Raw genomic sequence first — 18,572 nt, 5'->3', positions numbered from 1 at the left:
TGTTTGGCAGTTTGATTAGGAGAAGAGATTGGACAAGGGGAAATCAATCTAATGTTTGGGGAAAGAGGGGAACGTGTATGGGGAAAAAGAAGATGAAAAAAGTGATTCCATTTGCGGTGATGACGACGATGCTTTTGTCGGCGACGCTGCCGGCGTTTGCGGCGAGCGGGTTTGTGTTTGAGGATTGGGATTTGGGGATTGTTTCGGAAAGAAAGGAAAAGTTGGATGATACAGACGATGCCATAAAAAGGCAGAAAGAATGGCAGAAACTGGCTGCATCGTCCAGTGAGCTTATGAATGCGGATGTGAGGGCAACTCCCTCAGAATTACGTTCTTCCAAAGTCATAGAGGCAACTCCTTCACAATTAATCATGCCGCGCGTTAGCGTCAGCGCCAGCCTCGGAAATCTCTGGGAAAACTGGGATGTGGCGGATTTGAGCTTTCTGGATGGAACACATGGACTTGGAACGAAACAAAAACCGTATCAGATACGCACGAAACATCAGCTGATGGGACTTAGCTTCCTGGCGGCGTTTGGCATGCAGCCGGATTACGGCGAGGTGGAAGAAGAGATAGTGGGGGATTACCGGGGCGCATGGTTTGAGCTGACGGCGAACATCGATCTGGGAGGAATGGACTGGAATCCGATCGGTTATTACCGGGATGATTCGGAATTTTCAGGGGAGGTGACGCACCCGTTTACGGCAAATCTGGATGGAAACGGTTATAAGATTTCAAATTTCCGGTTTGCAGGAGGCAGTTCGCCGAATGTTGGATTTTTTGGTGCGCTGGATGGGGCGGAGATCCGAAATCTGATGCTGGAACCAGGAAAGCCGGTCAAAGGAGTGCGTCAGGTGGGAATTTTGGCAGGAAATGCGAAGAATTCCAAGATTTTTAATTGTCAGGTAAAAGGCGATGTGGAAGGAACCGGAGCGGTCGGTGGAATGATCGGGCACATGGAAGGCAGCACGATGGAAAACGGAATGGCACAGGTAACCGTCCGAACGACGGGACGTGCAGCTGGAGCGCAGGCGTTTGCGGGCGGAATCGCCGGGGAAGCGGCGGATGATTCTCGTATCATTGACTGCCAGGTCCGCACCGGGGATAACAGTACCTCGCGGATTCAGGGAACGGATGCGACTGTCGGCGGAATCGTGGGGCTTCAGAATGGGGCGGCTCTCTACAATACCTATGTAAATGGCACGATCGGCGGTTCTGGCAGCCAGAATGTCGGAGGACTCGTTGGAGAACGAATCAGCGGAGACTTGAAAGTGGGGCGGTTTGAGGGAACGATCGGTCAGTCGGGAACCGGGGCTGCCGGACACAGAGGAACCTTCATCGGATACCGCGCACCAGCTAATTATTTTAAATATGGGGATGACATCGCGTACCTGTTTGCGGATACGGAGGCGAAAATCGCAAACAATGTCTGTGGAAGCGGCATTTCAGATGATAACCAGTATACATATGCGGCGCACATCGGATATTCCCACGCGAAGGACAATTTCTTCACGCTGGTATCCGGCGGTGTCACGCGGGATGTGGACGAGCGATATTTTTATGAAGAACTGGAACAGGGGATTCTCTCGATTGTGGATGAAGAGCTGGGCGGGGAGATGGATGCGGAGTCGGTCGGGTATGATCTTGACCATTTTGCACCAAATGATGCGGGACGCCCGGTCCGTGGTTATCTGATTACAATTCCGCAGGTCGATACCGTTTCCAATGGAACGAATTATTACGATGTGGCAGTGCTGGAAGCACGGGGAAATGGCGCGTATTACCGGACACTCGATAAAGAACACCGCGGTGCGGTGGCACCGGGAAAGACGGTGACGGTCAGCACCTCGGCAAAGCAGGCGGAAAAAGCATGCTTTCAGATGGAGGGAGTTCCGACGTACACGCGTGGGAAGAGCCGGAAAGATACTACTTATGTAAATGGCGGCGAGTATTGTTTTACGATGCCGGAGGAAAATACGCAGGTGTCGGCGGTTTATAAAAAGGTGGCAGTTTCGGTCGGTCTGACGCCGGGCGTGACGAAATTCCAGGTGGTGCAGGAGCGGACCGGAAACCGGAAACATCCGACGAAAGTCACACGCGTGATGGATGGAAATGGAAAATTAATTGCGACGTACATCCATGGAAATCTGCAGGAGGGAACACAGGTGCAGCCGGTGACGGTGCGGGCGATTGTGGATCGGAATAATGATGTGGCGGATGCATCGGTGCGCTGGAGTATCGATGATTCAGATTTGATTACGTTACTTCCAAATGACGATGAGGAAAGTGGTTATACGAAAAAGAGCGCGTCAGTCCAGGTAAATTTAAATAGTTCGTTTATCACTGATATAGTCCGGAAACTGGAAAAAGAGCAGGCAGACCGCGGATACCAGTATGCGATCGGAAGCGACATATACGGAGCAGGGTATCAGAACGGCGGCGTAGCGGTGCTGACGGCAGAGACGAAACCGGCGGCGAGCTTTGATGGGAAGCCGTGCCGGGGAAATGCGCGGATTGAGGTTACGTTCCAGATCAAGGATCAGACCTATGTAGCCAATGAAGGTGCGGCACTAAATCAGGATCAGTTGAAATTTGAGGTGGTGCGGACATTAAACGGAAATCGGAAACATCCAGATGAAACGATCCAGGTTACGGCACCGCAGGTTTTGAGTGCGTCTTTCACACCCGATTATTTTGACCGGAAAGATATATCGTGGACCGTAGGTGACGCAGCACTGATTTCGGTGGACGGCGAGGACAAGTCGGCCGGTGTGCAGGCGAAAAAGGATGCAAAATGGATCCGGGATCTGATCGCGGCAGATCAGGGCAGACATGTGAATACACCATATGAAATACAGACAGCTTCCGGCAGCCGCACGACGAAGGTGACAGTGATCGGCGATGATATGCTTGGAAACCGGCAGACGGCATCGTGCAGAGTACAGGTGGATTTCCGGACAGTGGACGAATCGAAGATTTGTGTGGAAGGCATCAGCCTTATACCGAAAACGCTGCAATACGAGATCAAACGCACCCGGACGGGGGCGGGTTATCGTCCGGTGGAGGCATGGACGGGAACCGGTGCGAAAAAGCTGGCAGCGTCGGTATTTCCGGCGCAGGCGTTTAACCAGAAAGTGACATATCAGGCAAGTGATGATTCGCTGTATGTATCATCGGATGGAACCGTGACGGTCAATACGACGGCTTCCTGGATACAGGAGCTTGACCGTCAATACTTAAAATCAGGCAGCCATACGGCATATGTGACCGTGAAAACCGAGGATGGTGGCTTCACGGACCGGGCGGCAGTTACAATTCAGTATGAGGCGGTCGATCAGACATACAGCGGAGGTTCCCATTCGGGCGGAGGTTCTCATTCGGGCGGCGGCTTGGGTGGAGGCTCTTCTTCTGGAAAGGGGGCAGCGGCAGGAAGCAGTGCAGCGAATGCAACCGGACCGGCATCGGGGTTCAGTGATTTGACAGGAGCGGGTATTGGAAATCTGACAGAAGGACAGGCAGGCCCCGGGCAGAATGCGGATGCGGCAGCCATACCGGAATATGTAGTAGCTGGAAACTGGCGGAAGAATGCAGATGGAAGCTGGCAGTTTGAAGCGGGCGGTAGAAGCTATGCTTCTGAATGGGCGGCTGTCTACAATCCATATGCCGATCCGGCAAAGGGGCAGAGTACGTTTGACTGGTTCCGATTTGATGCAGATGGCAGGATGGTGAACGGCTGGTATACGGATGTGGATGGAAACACATATTATCTCTGGACGGAAATGGATGGAACACAGGGGCGTATGCTGACTGGCTGGAACTGGCTGCCGGGAAGCGATGGAGTGTTTCATTGTTACTATTTTCAGGAAAAATCTGATGGAATGAGGGGACGTTTGTATCGAAATACGCACACCCCCGATGGGAATTTAGTCAATGCGGATGGTTCCTGGGTGCTGGACGGAATAGTACAGACGAGAAGCTGAGAGAGGAGGATAGAAGAAAACAGAGACAAACAGGAAAATGAAGTGGAATGACACGGAAAGAATAAAAAATGGGGGTATAAAAAAATGAAACAGGATAAGAAAACAACCAATAAATCGGGATGTACAGCCGTACTGGCAGCAGCCATGATCGCAGCCGGAGGTTTCAGCGCTTATGCAGGCAATCAGGGGACGCATGGCGGTGAATGGAAGGACACAGAGAGTCTGAGATGGGAGTGGCAGAATGGAGAGATGAGTTTTTATGGAAATGGAAGTATTTTTTCAGAGCAGCACCCAGAGATCAGCGATCCGGAATATTACCTGAAAGAGGCAGTCCGTTATCCGGGGGAAGCAAATCCAGGGTGGAATACGAAGGGAGAACCGAAAGCAAATTATAGCTGGGCTTCGGTCGAAGAACTGCAGAAATTTGTCAATAGTTTTGACTGGATTCATTTGGATGAAAAAACGCGTCTTCTGTATGTGCATAACCGGATTGCAAACGGAGAGGGAGGTTTTAACCAGAATCATTACGGTTCGCCGGAAGAGGCAAAGGATTTCCCGGTTTTGGAAGGAGGCGTTGGCGTCTGCCGGGATTTCGCGGAAGAATTTCAGTTCCTATGCCGGATCGTAGGGCTGGAGTGTGTGACCTACACGCCGGAATATCTCCATGATGCGTGCCTGGTGCGGATCGGCACACAGTGGTATGCGACGGATCCGACCTCCAGTCTGCCGCTATTTTCAAATGCGAAAACGTACCCGGTTGACTTTGAGACGGAGTTTTACCGCTATGAAAATAAGGAGCGGGAGCAGAGAAGAAAGGACTATGAAGCGGATCCAGACAGTCTTGCCAATGTGCTGGCGCTGACCTTGAGTATGCGGGGAGAGGGGACGATTTCCGAGGCTGCCTGGGAGAAAATACAGGCACCGATGGGGCAGATAGAAGAAAAGTGGGGACGACAGGAAATACCAAGACAGGAGTATGAAACGGGGATTATCTCGCTACTGAAATCAGTTTGGGGAACTGAAAAATAAAGAAAACGAGGGACTGCCGGTGTTAAGGGGCGCGGGCAGTAAAAACGAGGAGGAAGTTTATGGGGGAGTATCGGTACAGAGAGAATGTGAAACGGGGGATGGCGTTTGTACTGGCAATTATATTGGGAGGAATGGCTTTTTTGCCAGGATTCCCGGTTTTTCCGGCGAAAGCGGCACCTGCGAGCGGTCAGCAGACAACACTGACGACAGCCCATGGCGATACGCTGCTGGGACACAAGCTTTATTGTATCGATAAGGGCGGTTATGCGATCTGGGGAATTGCAGAAAAAGGGGATCTCTATGAAGCACACCGTCCCTCCCAGGCATCCGTTCCGCTGAGCAGTCAGGAACAGAAATATGTATTTTGGGCGATGCTCTCGCTCAGAGCAGCGCTGGGGGATGAAAAGGCAAATACATTTATCCGGGCGATCAATGTGGCAGCAAAAGCGCAGGGAAAACCGGAAATTATCAAGATGGTGTCCGAGGAAGATCTGAAAACAATCCTCTATGTTCCAGCTGTGCGGGCAAAATATCCGTGGCTGGAGGCAGCTGCGTCAAATAGTGAGGCGTACATGCAAATGGGAGGAATGCTGTCTGGCGGAGGCAGCGGAAAGGAAAATACCGGTGTCGGCGGCGGAAAGATTCCAAATGTGATAGCTTCCAGCACCTCGCTGGGAACGGCAAAACAGGTAGATGCGGCGACTCTGACGCTGTCGTTTGCGCCGGATGGCTCGGATTGGGATTTTATCCGTTCTGTACCGCTTGAATTTTCAAACAATAACGGTGTTTCATTCAGTCCGGTTCCGACCGATGGATGGACGTATACAAAAACCGACTCGCAGATTGTATTTAAAAATCCAAATCCAAAACCGTCGAAAGCCCTGATTCGTTTCCGGGTGGAAGGAACCCCATACGCTTCGGGCGGCGGGGGATATGCTTCGGCGGAGGAGGCGATTGACCAGTCGCTTCAAATCTGGGAGTGTGTGACCTGTTCGGGGACACACGGAGGCGGAACGCCTGCCAAAAGTGATCCGTGGATTCATCAGCGGATGGCATGGATGGAGCTCGGAATGGTTCCGGTCAATTATTTTGCTGCATTGGCGGGCGATCCAACCCCGGTACCGGAGCAGGGAGGCATTCAGTTTGAGGTATTTAGGCATGAAGAGGATTTTACTTCCACCTATAATCTGCAGATGTATAAATACGATCATGAGACAGGGAAAGCGCTGAAAGGGGCGCGGTTTGGCTTCTTTGAGCGCTTTGACGATAAAAACAGGGTAAATACTGAGCGGGACGGAGCTGCCGAATTGTATGAGGGCGGAGAACCATATGCCAGTCATTATCAGGATGAGCCGGTTCTCTGGGATGGTTTCAGACAAGCGGGTTCGGTGGTAACAGATGGCGATGGCTACGCCTCCCAGACAGTGGAACACGGTTATCACTATGATAAGACGTTCTGTGACGGTCATCCGGCACCGGCCTTTGTACCTGTTCCAGAGGAAGAGGAGGACGAAGAGGGAGAAGTCATCAATGAGGATGAGATTGAGGCGGCGCAGGCAGAAAATATCCGCCTGGCAAATAGCTGGCTTTTGTGTGAAGAGGAATGTGAAGGAAAGGCGGGCGGAGACTTTGAGGGCGTCCATTTCCACTGGATAATGGAGGAGGTCGATGCAGGGGAGATAGAAGGTATCGCGTCAGACGGCGGCTCCGAGGGAGAAACACCCGATGCGGGACCGACGACAGGGGCAGACGGGGAAACTTCGTATGCAAAGTCTGGCTGCCAGGAGGACTGTGGGCAGACGTATGAGAAGTTCATTTCCATGAAGTACAGTTATACTTGGAAAGAATTTAAAGCGCGGGATGGATATATTCTGCATGATGGACATGCAGATGACCTGCCGATTGAGATTATCACAACCGATGCATCTGAGCATGGGGCAAATGCAGCCTTTGGAGGCGGATATTCGCGTGATGTGGTGCTGGGAACGAAGAGTGTGAGAAAGAGTCAGGGCATCGGAGAGGCTTCCGAAAATCAGAATGGAGAAAGTGCGGGGAAGGCAGGATTTTTTGGAAAAATTGGCTTAGACGATCAAAGTGCGCTTGGTGGGACGATTTGGGAGAATCTAACGACTCTACTAGGCGAGGACGCGGTATTTCCAGAGTCTTTAAAAATGCGTGTTTTGCCGCAGCGGATCGTTTTGTTTACAGCATTGGATGCAGCGCTTCTGGGAGAAGCAACTGCCTCGGAGCTGAAAGTATCTATTTCGGACCATCTGGTAAATCGCGTCCAGAAAGGTTTTGTGTTTATTGATGAAGCGGATGATGATTTAGAAGAAGCAGAAAAAGCGGAACGTGAAAGTATTCGGCGATATATAGCAACCGGCTCAGATTTATTGACAACCGAGGCAGGTTTTTATACAAGCTGGCATTCACCTTCTTCGTTGTATCAAAATCCGCAGTTGTCACAAAGAATGGAAACACTGGCGGGGGCGGCAGCAGAGTCACTATTTTTCCCTGCCTATGAAGCGGCGCTTGTTTCCGCGAGTGTGGGTTCAGCGATAGAGCCGGGAAGTGCTGGCAATTTCAGCCATTGCAATGGGGCAGACGGCGAGAAAGATGCCTGGATGATCTACGATCACCGGACAGAGGGCGAGGTACATATCAATAAAAAGGATCTGGATCTGAAAAAGGGCGAAAATGAGTCTTACAATGCGCTTGGGGACGCACAGGGGGATGCAACGCTGGAAGGCGCAGTGTATGGCTTGTTTGCAGCAGAAGATCTGCTGCATCCGGATGGGAAAACAGGGGTAGTTTACCGGGCCAATCATCTGGTGGCGGTGGCGACGACAGACAAAAATGGAGATGCCTCGTTTCTGGCATGTACAGAGGCGCCGGGGCGAACCTATGATTATTCGAAAGGGTCGATTGTGGATGCAGCAGATGGATGGCGAAAGAAGGCGCCGGGAAATCTGTATACACAAGATGCGGCGATCGATGATTATACGGCAGATAAAGCCTGGGAGCGGATTTATTATAACAATACGTCAAAGAATGGGAATGCCTGGATTGGACGCCCACTTCTGATGGGGGAATATTATGTCAAGGAATTAAGCCGATCCGAGGGCTTTGAACTTTCGGTTGGAAATAAACTTCACGCAGTTACAAACCTAGGACAGGATCTGGAGGCGGCGGTCCTGGAACCGGGAGAAGGATATGCCCATATTTCCATGCAGATGTATGGGGAAGAGCAGGCAGGCGATGGCGGAGCTGATACGAATGAAATTTTCTTTTCGGCAGAGTCAAAGGACACGAAAGAGGGAGTTTATGAGATTGTGGTGTCAGGGCTGCCGGAGGGCGTGAGCTTTTATCGAAAAGACGAGGGAAGAGGAACGGTTTCGGTGGAAGCTGGGACAGGTGAGTATGAAAAAGTTTATACCGGGGAACTGGCAGTGGCAGAGAACGACTATCAGTATCCAAAGTACAATGCGGATGGCACGCCGATGAATAAAAAGGTTCCGATTGAGTATGCGGCGGGGTGGATGCGCCAGGTCCGGGTGCAGGAACTTGTGCCGGAGACAGTGGAAGCAGTTCTTTTGCAGGCAGAAACGGGAATGACAGAGGAAGAAAATGCGGACAAGCTGGCAAAGACATTTGATGTGGATGACTTTTGTTATCTGAAAGGGAAAGCTGAGCGGGTACTCCGCAGACATACGAAAACAACGCCGAGGACACCGGGAGCAGGAGAAAATGCATATTCCAGTATCTATACCGGCGTATTTGACCGGGGTGTCCGGGAAGGAGAGCGGGACGTGTACGGCGTCAGCGGTGTGACGCCGGGAGAAAAGGCAGAAAAAACAGTGTATGGTTCTCCGGTTCAGACGATTGCGGTGCCGAAAACAAAAGATGGAATCTCAATGACAGTGGGAGACGCGATCACTTCCATTCTGGATTTTTATCATACCCATCCATATATCAGCTATGGCGGTCTGGACGCGGTGCATGAGTATTCGGATTCGTTTGAATTTACGGTATATGCAGGAATTTTAGGAATACCGGAAAATTTTATGGTACTGGGAAGTGATCCGGAGAAAGACAGCTTGATTTTTCACCGGGCAGAGTGGCTGCCGGATAATATGGAAATGTGTCCGCGTTATGTGTATATACCATATTCAAATAATCGCGAGCGGGACGCATTTGGAACGTATACCGATTACAGGGAAACAACTGCTGGAAATCAGGTGATGGCGTCGGCACTTTTGCAGACAGATGCTGTGATTGAGGGAGATGGTACGATTGTTCCAGAGGAAAATGAGGTAAATGTCTATTACAAAACCGGGGAAATTCCGTATGATGCGGATGGGCAGCCGATCCAGGTAGTTGTTTACCGGGAAAAGACAGAAACACAGCAGCGGGAGATAACGGAGACAAAATGGGGTCATCAGGCAGCAGCCCGGAATGCAGATGGGAGATACATACTGCGGGTCAACGCGAATTTTACCGACAGTTTTGGCGTGAAAAAAACAAATGCAGGCGTGCTGGAAGAGCTGGGATTTAAGGCGGTATTGAAAGAGAAGAAGGTTACACTGAACGAGGAAGAAGCCGCAATGCTGGGAAATGGTTTCTTTGCCGGCCACCAGATGAACAGTTCCAGCTATTACACGTGGATAAAACAGGCGCGGGCAAAGGCATATGTCGATTCTGGAGGTTCTGGCTTGACAGGGGATGATTCCTATGTGGTCCCGGTGGCACTGGCGTACCCTGGGCAGGAGACCACCTATCAGGATGCCGGGACAAGGAAAGAACCGCTGGGTGTACTGGAGCGAGTGATCCGCCAGAAGATAAAAATCGTCAAAAATATAGCGACGACACCGGAGGGCACCTATGCACATAACACTTATGCGGAAAGTGGACATACCGATCTGTTTACGGAAAAAGAGGGAGGGAAGGAAAATGTCGCTTCAGCACTGCCAAATTTCCGCTTTAAGCTCTATTTGAAATCCAATCTGGAACGTCTGTACCGAAATACGGATGGCGAAATCGTGTGGATGAACCGGGATGGGGAAGTCGTCTCGTTGCCGGAGGTAAAAAAGAATTTTCCACTGCTTAGAGAATCCTTTGCTCCGGTTCAGAAAATTTTCACGCAGGTAATTCATAAAAAAGATTCCCAGACGGCTGGTTCTGTCAATAACAATGTCTGGGACAGCGCAGTGACGGCAAAGGAACGTCTGTACGAATATGGAAAAGACGGGCAGATCGCGGATTCGAAAGAGGTCAATCAGGGATATACAAGACTTCTTGAGACGGTCATGCGGACCAAGGAAGATGGAGCGGGAGCGGTACGGGAAGTTTCCGGCTATCAGTATGAGAAATTTTTCGATGCGATGGCGGTGGCGAACCGGGATAAATGGCAGCGGGCAGATGCAGCAGATACATCCTTTAAGCCGTTTGCGTGGATCCGTACGGGCATTTTTGGAACCGGTGGCGGAGAAATAAAAGATCCGGTGCATCATAACAATGCGGCGATACAGAACCAGAGCCGTACGTCAGAAGCAGCCATAGAAAATGCAAAACGGTCGGATGCTGTCCGTCAGTTTGCGATGGACTGGTATTTGAAGGATGAGGTAAAGAAGCAGAACATTCAAGCATCGGGCGGACAGGAAGGCTACCCGGATTATATCTATGATGAAGCATTACATCAGGCAATTTTAAAAGCAGAGGAATATTTGAAGCCGTTTTTCTCCTATGATTTGGACGATTTATACGCGATTGAGTGGGACAGCGCGGAAAATGGAGGTTCCGATCGGGACAAAACAACGTTGTCAGCAGAAAAATTAAAAAAATCCGAGGAAGGTTATTATTATGGCGTTTCGAAATACCTTCCTTACGGTACCTATGTGGCAGTCGAGCAGCAGCCGTATTCGGGAGCACTGGAAGATTTCAAAAACCAGCATTATCGGATCGACCAGCCGAAAGAAATAGAAGTCCCGTCGGTTTATGAGGCAGGTGGAAACCTCGTATCTCCGGAAAAAAAGTCAGCGGATTATCAATATGACGCCTCGGCATCGCCGGAAACGCTGGCGGCGAACTATCAGATCCGGATGAATGAAGAGTGGGGAGATACAAATCAGGCGGATTTGAGGAAATATGTGATCCGCGCACATGGACAGGATGGAAATTATGAGATTTATAAGTATGGTCTGGATGCGGATAAACGGCAGGGAACGATCTCCTATCCAGGCGGAAGCTATGACTACAGCGGATTTTCGCCCGCTCAGAGGGAAATGGCACCGTACAAGGACATTTATCGGTCTGAAAATGCAAACAGCCGGTACCGGAGCAACGAGAAGGTAGAAAGCTATTACCGCTATGGTCGATCTCAGAGCAGGCAGGGTGGGCAGATTCAGTGGAATATCCGTATGGAGAGAAGACGGATGATAACAATCCGGCGGGATTTTATCTGAAAGATCATGTCAGGACAATCACCGGGGCGCTGACCGGGTTTGACGGGCGGTATTTTCAGGGATTGGTGCCTTACAGTGTGACAGAACCGGCGGCGGAGTCCGCCTATGATGCGTTGGGATTTACCGGCTACGCGGATGGAAAATACCGGAATACGTTTTATGCTGCAAAGCTTCGGATTGAAAAACTAGATTCGGAGACGGGAGAGAATATTCTGCATGATGATGCGGTGTTCGCTATTTATGCCGCCAGCCGGGACACGTCGAAGTACAGCGAGGGGGAGGTGCAGTTTTATGAAAAAGATACACAGGTGACAGCCAGCCGGGAATTTTTGGAGGCAATGGGGGCAAAGAAAATCGCGCCGGTTGATTTGAAAACGCTAATTCCGTCAAAATACCCCTGGAAAGCACCTTATACAGGAAAATATACAGGCATAATCCCGGCAGGAACTCCGATTTGCAGTGAAACCGATCAGGTGGTGATGCAGGATGCCTTTGGGACGCGGACGGGCACATTCCAGGTTTATTCGACGCTGCAGGATTTTGGTGGTTTGGGGGAAACTCTGCCGTCCAACCAGAATACAGGATATCTGATCACGCCGCAGCCGCTGGGAGCAGGAGCCTATGTGTTGTGTGAATTATCTGCACCGGAAGGATACGTGAGAACGAAACCGATAGCGGTGGAAGTGTATTCGGATGAAGTGACGTATTATCGGGACGGAGAGCGCGGTCAGCGGGTGGCAGCTGCCGTGTATGGAGAAATGGTAACCCGGATAAGCAGCAACGGAGAAGCAGTCCAGAACCCGGATGGAACGAAGTCAAATGGCAATAAGCCGCAGGACCGGGGGGATGTGGCGCGGATTTATGTAGGAAATACGCCGATCCGGCTGGAAATCGCGAAAGTAAAACAGGAGGAAACGGAGATTTTGTTTAAGTTGAGCGATCGGCGAGAGGGAACTTTGACCGAGCTTTCGAACCGTTATGGTCTTGAAAATCTGGAACTGGCGTACAATGCGTCGGGAACGTTCCTTGGGTATGGGTGGTCAAAGGGCTGGCTGGATAGTCTGAGGCAAAACAGGAAGCCGGGGAGAGGATTGACCTGATTTATGAGGATCAGGTTTTTACTGGAAAGGCGATCTGGCATCGTGTTCCAGATACAGCGCACGCATTCAACCGATATCTTCCAGGTGCATCGATGCGCCTGTATGATGCGATCGAGGTAAAGAAGAACGGGGACAGTGAGGACCGGGCGTATGCCGGTGTCAATGTGGTGCGCGATTCGTTTGGAAATGTGACCCGGATGTATGTGCAGAAAGGCTATGCGGGAAACCGGCTTCTGTATGTGAGGGATAAAGATCAAGAGGGGGAAGATAGCGAAGGAGAAAATAACAATTATACACGATATACGCAGGATGACCGGTTCAACGACCAGGGAAAAGGCAGATGGATTCTCAAGCGGGTTGAACGCGAAGATACAGACATTTTATATTACGATCTCGGGGCTCTGGAGGTATTTACGACACTCCGGGGCGTGCGGTATGCCTATAACGAAAAAGGCGAACCAGTGCGTCCAAAAGACAGCGAACCGATCTATGCGATGAAAGATGGCGTTCCATTTCTGGAAATTGTAAGCCCAAGCTATGAAGAACTGGCGTACAGCCGGAAAGAAAGGCGGTTTGAATACGTTCCGTCCGGGACGAAATTCTATCATCTGGCATCAGACGGAAGCCGGGACAGCGAGGTAGAACCGTACACGGGAATGGCATATGTGACGGAGGAGAAAACCGGTAAAACATTGGTGTGGGTGATCCAGGTATCTAAGGATCACTATGGAAATGTGATTGCCAGGGATAAGGTAAAGACCGGCCGCGTGGCAACGATGTATGCTGATACGGAACAGGAGTACACGATTGGAACATATGACGGAGGTCTGCTGCAGCCCCATGTCAATCCGGTTTTGAATGAAAATGGGCTGCCGGTTTATTACCAGCGTTCCGATCAGACCTATATCAAAGGATATCCCGTTTATGATCGGGATGGCGATTATGTGCGTTACCGATACAGCGATCTTCTCAGAGCTTACAATGCCAATGCATGGGATCTGCAGTTGAAGGCAGCGCTCTATGATATTGGAAATGATCCGGAAAACCGGGAAGACGATCGACCGCTGTACCACCGTCAGGGGGAGGCGTATCTGATGGAAAACAGCTGGATAACCGGGGATGAAACGCCAAACGATCCGTTCCATACACGGATCAGAGATGGGCAGGTGGACGTTTTAAAACGCGTTCCGGTGGGAGTGTATATTTTAGAGGAGACGCGTGCCCCATCCGGCTATGCGAAACGGATGCCGACAGGTCTTACGGTAGAGGAAACCTGTGAAGTACAGGAGCTGCGCCTTACTAACCGCCCGATCACGGTGCAGATTGAAAAGATCGACGCGCCAGAACAATATCAGCAGCCAGTCCGGGACTATGATCGCATTTTGAACGAATCGGATTCTAAGACCTGGGAGGAAGGAAAAGGAGGTTATACGTTTTCAAGTGTGGAAGGAGCCATGTTAGCGCTCTATCCAGCAAAAAGAATTGCGAGTGATGATTTGGAAGCACATCCGTCCGGGTATTATCTGGAAAAGAAAGGGGAACTTCCGGCGAACTGGACGGTACTAGATGAGAGAAACCAGAAAAAGACAGTGACTGCCAAATGGACCGTCGGAAAGACGCCAATGGCATGGGAGGGGATTCCGGCAGGCGATTATATTCTCGGGGAGATAGAGACGCCTCCGGGATATCTGACAAATCAAATGGAGGTGGAAATCCGGGAAACTTCTAAGCTGCAGCTCATCACGATGCAGGAAGATCATATAAAAACTGCCTTTTTCAAATATGAGGAGAAGGATGGAAAAAAAGAATGTCTGCCGAATGCATATGCGGCGGAGCTGACCCTGTACGAGGCAGTGACAGATGAAAATGGAATTGTCATGGAAGCGGATGGAACACCGCGCTATGACCGGGAAAAACGGGTGACGAGCTGGAAGACCGAAGATGCGAAAGCCTACAGCCAAGGAAGCGACAGCTTTGCAGCCCGCTATCAGAAGCTGTATGCAGAATATCATACAAGGTTTAACACGGTTACATGGTGTGGATATACCGCTGAAAAACAGGAAGAAACGGCGACAGAACAGGGCGAATCAGTGCGTCAGCTCTGGAATCTGGGAAATGGTTCACAGGTGCTTGTTCAGGTGACGAAAAATTTGCAGCTAGATGGAAAAGTAGGCTACAGCTATGATTTCCGATGGAATTACCAGGCGGAGGGAACTCTGGTCAGTTATGATACCTCCGATGGGATTCACCGAATTGATTATTTACCGCTGAATCCGACGAAAAATGATTTGGCTTCGAACAGAAAGAAAGGCTATTACGTTCTTGTGGAGACGAAAATACCAAGCGGCTATCAGAAAGCAGCACCGAAGCCGGTAATTGTCGAAGAAACTGCTGAAATTCAGCTTTACGGGCTGGAAAACAGGGCAAAGTCTGTCTATATTTCCAAGCTGGGAAGATCAGGGGAGATATCCGAAGAGGCAATTTATCTGGCAGGCGCAGAGCTTGCTGTTTTCCGGGCGGCACAGGATGGAAGTCTGGTGCAGGAAAAAGAATATTTAGTGGAACGTTGGATTTCTGGATCGGATGGAAAGTTTACAGAGGAAGAAGCAGAAAAACAGGAGATTCCGGCAGGCTGGAAGGCAGGGGACTGGAAGCCGCATCGGATTTCTCCGATTGCCTATGGAGCTTATTATTTGGTGGAATTTTCGGCACCGGCAGGTTATCGGCCCATGGAACCTAGGAAATTTATTGTGGCTGCTGCTTCGGAGGAGACAATCGAAGCGGTTAATACGCTGAAACAGGGGCGAGTTCGGGTTGAAAAGGTGGATGAGAGAAAGCCAGAGGAAAAACTGGCAGGTGCGGTGTTTGAAGTGAAAAACAGAGAGACGGGAGAAAGGGTTCAGATGGAGACAGACGAGAGCGGTCAGGCGGAAAGTCCGTTTCTGCCAATCGGAACGATAGGGGAGAATGGAGCTGGATTCCGTACCATTACGAAGTCCGTGAGACGATGCCGCCGGATGGATATCAACTTATTCCGCGCGTGTACGAGGTGCTGATAGAAGATCAGAAGGAATGCGAGGTGCTAACGTATGATCTGACGGTGCCGAATGAAACAACGAAAATCAAAATTTCCAAGCTGGATTTCGATACGGGTCTCTTTGTGTCAGGAGCAAAGCTGGCAGTGTATGAAGCCGGATTTTTGGATGGTGTGTACACTGAAGCGGGTGAGGCATTGGAAACCTGGATCTGCGATGGGAAAACACACGTGATAGAAGGAAAGCTGATTGCCGGGCACACGTATCTTCTGAAAGAACTGGAAGCGCCGGATGGATACACTGTGCAGAAACCGATGATTTTCACGGTGTCAGATACAGGCAGGGGGATTAATGCAGCCAGAGATGGTGCAAATGCGCTGGAGACAGAGACAGCAGACGGTTTATTTGACAGCATAACGTCTCTGCGGGTGCAGGGAAGAAAAGCACTTCGTCTGGTGAGAACACTGTGGGATTTGGACAGTGGGGAAGAATTTGTACTTTCTTCACTGATGGAAGCTTCTGTGCCTTATCTGGAGCGAGAAAAATGTGAAAAAGAGGGGGTGGCGGAAGGACATCGTTTCGAACTGCGGGAGATCATTGAGTTCAGTGACGGCAGCCGCCGGACGATAGGAAAAAATACATTCCGCCTGAATTGGGATGAGAACGGACATTATCCGCTGACGCTTCGAACATTAAAAGGAACGAGGTATCGTCTGGAAGAATATCATCAGAAAGAGACAGATGGCAGGGAAGTGGAAAGCTGGATCCCGGAAAACAGAGATGGCCTGGGATATATCCATGAAATACGAAATCCGGAATACAGCGACCCATGTGGCATCCGCGCCGTTTCCCCGATTGGAAAAGACGGAGCAGCGGTGCTGCCGGGAAGTGTAATTGTATATGAAATTACATATCGGAACCAGTCAGATAAAAAAGAAAATATGAAGATTGGACTGGAAATTCCAGCTGGGTGTGAACTAATGACAGCGGCTTCGATGGGCGGAGCGGAACAAATAGGTGAATCCTGGTATTGGAATATAGAGAATGTGGCAGCCGGATCAGGAGGCATTTTGCGGGTGGCTGTTCTGGTTGGAGAGCATATAAATGAAAACGGACAGGAAAATCATTCTGGTATGACGGTAACGGCAACGATATGGGGAAAAACGGGCAAAAGCTATGAATCCTTCCATCCAATTCTATCTCCGGGCGCAATTGCTATCGCCGGGCGGGTGACGGGAACTGCTGCGGCGTTGTTAAGGCAGGTAGATATAACATATACGTTATACTTAAAGAATGCGGAGGGAAAAGAGCTTCCAGGCTTGATTTCGTACACAGGTTCTAAATCGGGAACGCTGCGAAGTGGAGGAAGCCTGACGCTTTCTTGTGGCGAATCGGTTGTTTTGACAGGAATGCCGTGGGGAACAAACTATGAGGTTCGGGCACAAGTTCCGGCACAGACTCCGGATGGACTGCCGATCGAGTGGAAGAGTACAGGAAGCACGGGACGGACCTCTCGGCAGGGAAATACAGTGCTCTGGGAATTTCATCAGAATGATCGGTCGGTGCGCGAAGTGCTCAAACGTGGGAATAGATACCGCCTGGTTGAACTGCTGGAACTGGACGGTGGAAAAACGGAAGAGGTGGAGTCGAATCAGATGATTTTTTCTCTGGGGAATGATGCACAGATAGACGGAATTGGAATGATAGATTCCCCGACAAAGCTGGTCTTTTCAAAGACAGATCTGGGCGGAACGGAGCTTCCGGGTGCTCAGATAGAGATTCTGGATCAGTCTGGAAATGTAATCGAATCATGGATTTCTGCGGATCATCCTCATGAGATAATTGGAACGTTGACACCGGGAAAGAGTTATATAATGCGCGAGACGGGAGCGCCGGATGGATTTGCGTATGCGGAAGAGATTCCGTTTACTGTTTCCGAGGATGGAACGGTCGAGCGGATTTCCATGCAGGACAAGCCGACGCACGTGGAAATCACAAAATACAGTGTGACGGGAGAAAAGGAACTGCCGGGGGCGCGGATGGAACTCTGGGAGGAGAAGGAAGGCGGAACCTTGGTTGATTCGTGGGTATCTGATCGGGGCGCCCATGTGATAAAAGGAAAGTTAAACGCTGGAAAAAACTATGTGCTGGTAGAAAAAATAGCGCCGGATGGGTACTGGAAAGCAGAAAAAGTGACATTTACGGTATCACTGGACGGTCGAGTCGATCAGGTGAAGATGTATGACAGACCGACGGAAGTGCAGGTGGAGAAGCGGAAATGGAGGGAGCAGAAAGGAGATAGCGAATTTATAAAAGGTGCCCTCCTGAGGATTTCTGATGAGACTGGAAAGGTAATATTGGAATGGATTTCTGAAGAAAAGGAGAAATGTATACAGGGCATTTTAAAGGAGGGCTGCCGCTATATTCTGGAAGAGCTGGAAGCGCCGGAGGGCTACGAAAAAGCCGAACCAGTTTCATTTACGGTTTCAGAGGACGGAACGGTGACGGTTGTGCGGATGTATGACCGTTTGAAGCCGGAGAAGCCAGGGCGACCGGGACATGGTCAGCCGGAATATCCAAAGAAAGTGATAGAAGAGCTGAAAGAGGGCTATTTAACAGTTCACGTGCCAGAGTCGATCTGTGGAGAGGGGAAAATTGTTCTCGACAGCAGACAGATGAAGCCGCTTCCGAGGATGGGATATGGAGAATCAGCCACCTGGGGAGTGGAAGGCGCTTATCAGATTGAGGACGAAAAAGAACGTCTGAATGAAGTGATTTCACTGATTTGGAAGTGGAAACTGGTGATTGGACTGATATGTATGAGCGTTGGGACAGGACTGGCGCTCGCAGAGCGGCGAAGAAAGGAGGAAAATATAAAAAAGAATATGGAGAGGAATGATAAGGGCAAGGAGGAGTAAAAAAATAAGAGAAAAATGAACAGAAGAAAGATGTACTCTCGGAGTCTTT

6 protein-coding genes are annotated in these 18,572 nt (G+C 50.3%); all 6 read left to right on the top strand.

The window, feature by feature from the left end:
- The first annotated feature begins 77 nt into the window (after positions 1-77).
- The 6 genes from DWX76_RS04110 to DWX76_RS04085 all read left to right on the top strand — a co-directional run bounded on the left by DWX76_RS04110 (position 78) and on the right by DWX76_RS04085 (position 18,523).
- The gene (locus DWX76_RS04110; protein ID WP_118570169.1) at positions 78-3,980 is read left to right on the top strand and encodes an Ig-like domain-containing protein; all 3,903 of its coding nucleotides are present in this window, start codon (positions 78-80) and stop codon (positions 3,978-3,980) included.
- A gap of 84 nt (positions 3,981-4,064) precedes the next feature.
- The gene (locus DWX76_RS04105) at positions 4,065-5,009 is read left to right on the top strand and encodes a hypothetical protein (RefSeq protein ID WP_118570168.1); all 945 of its coding nucleotides are present in this window, start codon (positions 4,065-4,067) and stop codon (positions 5,007-5,009) included.
- 59 nt (positions 5,010-5,068) lie between these two features.
- On the top strand, positions 5,069-11,470 hold the full coding sequence (locus tag DWX76_RS04100; RefSeq protein WP_118570167.1) for a hypothetical protein: 6,402 nt from the start codon (positions 5,069-5,071) through the stop codon (positions 11,468-11,470).
- Positions 11,413-12,570 carry a hypothetical protein gene (locus tag DWX76_RS04095; RefSeq protein ID WP_118570166.1) on the top strand — a complete coding sequence of 386 codons (1,158 nt, stop codon included), beginning with the start codon at positions 11,413-11,415 and terminating at the stop codon, positions 12,568-12,570. Before DWX76_RS04100 ends, DWX76_RS04095 begins: the two co-directional genes overlap by 58 nt.
- Before the next feature lie 92 nt (positions 12,571-12,662).
- Positions 12,663-15,626, top strand: coding sequence for a collagen binding domain-containing protein (locus tag DWX76_RS04090; RefSeq protein WP_118570165.1), 2,964 nt, complete (start codon positions 12,663-12,665; stop codon positions 15,624-15,626).
- The gene (locus DWX76_RS04085) at positions 15,578-18,523 is read left to right on the top strand and encodes a prealbumin-like fold domain-containing protein (protein WP_118570164.1); all 2,946 of its coding nucleotides are present in this window, start codon (positions 15,578-15,580) and stop codon (positions 18,521-18,523) included. The genes DWX76_RS04090 and DWX76_RS04085 overlap by 49 nt, the downstream gene beginning before the upstream one ends.
- Positions 18,524-18,572: the final 49 nt, after the last annotated feature.

It is taken from the genome of Clostridium sp. AF21-20LB (assembly GCF_003478795.1).
Taxonomy (GTDB): Bacteria; Bacillota; Clostridia; order Lachnospirales; family Lachnospiraceae; genus Otoolea; species Otoolea fessa.
This window is presented reverse-complemented; position numbering and strand designations above follow the sequence as displayed.

Coding starts and splice junctions, on each gene's coding strand:
- DWX76_RS04105 (WP_118570168.1), top strand. CDS start 4,065: ATGAAACAGGATAAGAAAACAACCAATAAATCGGGATGTACAGCCGTA.
- DWX76_RS04100 (WP_118570167.1), top strand. CDS start 5,069: ATGGGGGAGTATCGGTACAGAGAGAATGTGAAACGGGGGATGGCGTTT.
- DWX76_RS04090 (WP_118570165.1), top strand. CDS start 12,663: ATGCGCCTGTATGATGCGATCGAGGTAAAGAAGAACGGGGACAGTGAG.
- DWX76_RS04110 (WP_118570169.1), top strand. CDS start 78: ATGGGGAAAAAGAAGATGAAAAAAGTGATTCCATTTGCGGTGATGACG.
- DWX76_RS04085 (WP_118570164.1), top strand. CDS start 15,578: ATGCCGCCGGATGGATATCAACTTATTCCGCGCGTGTACGAGGTGCTG.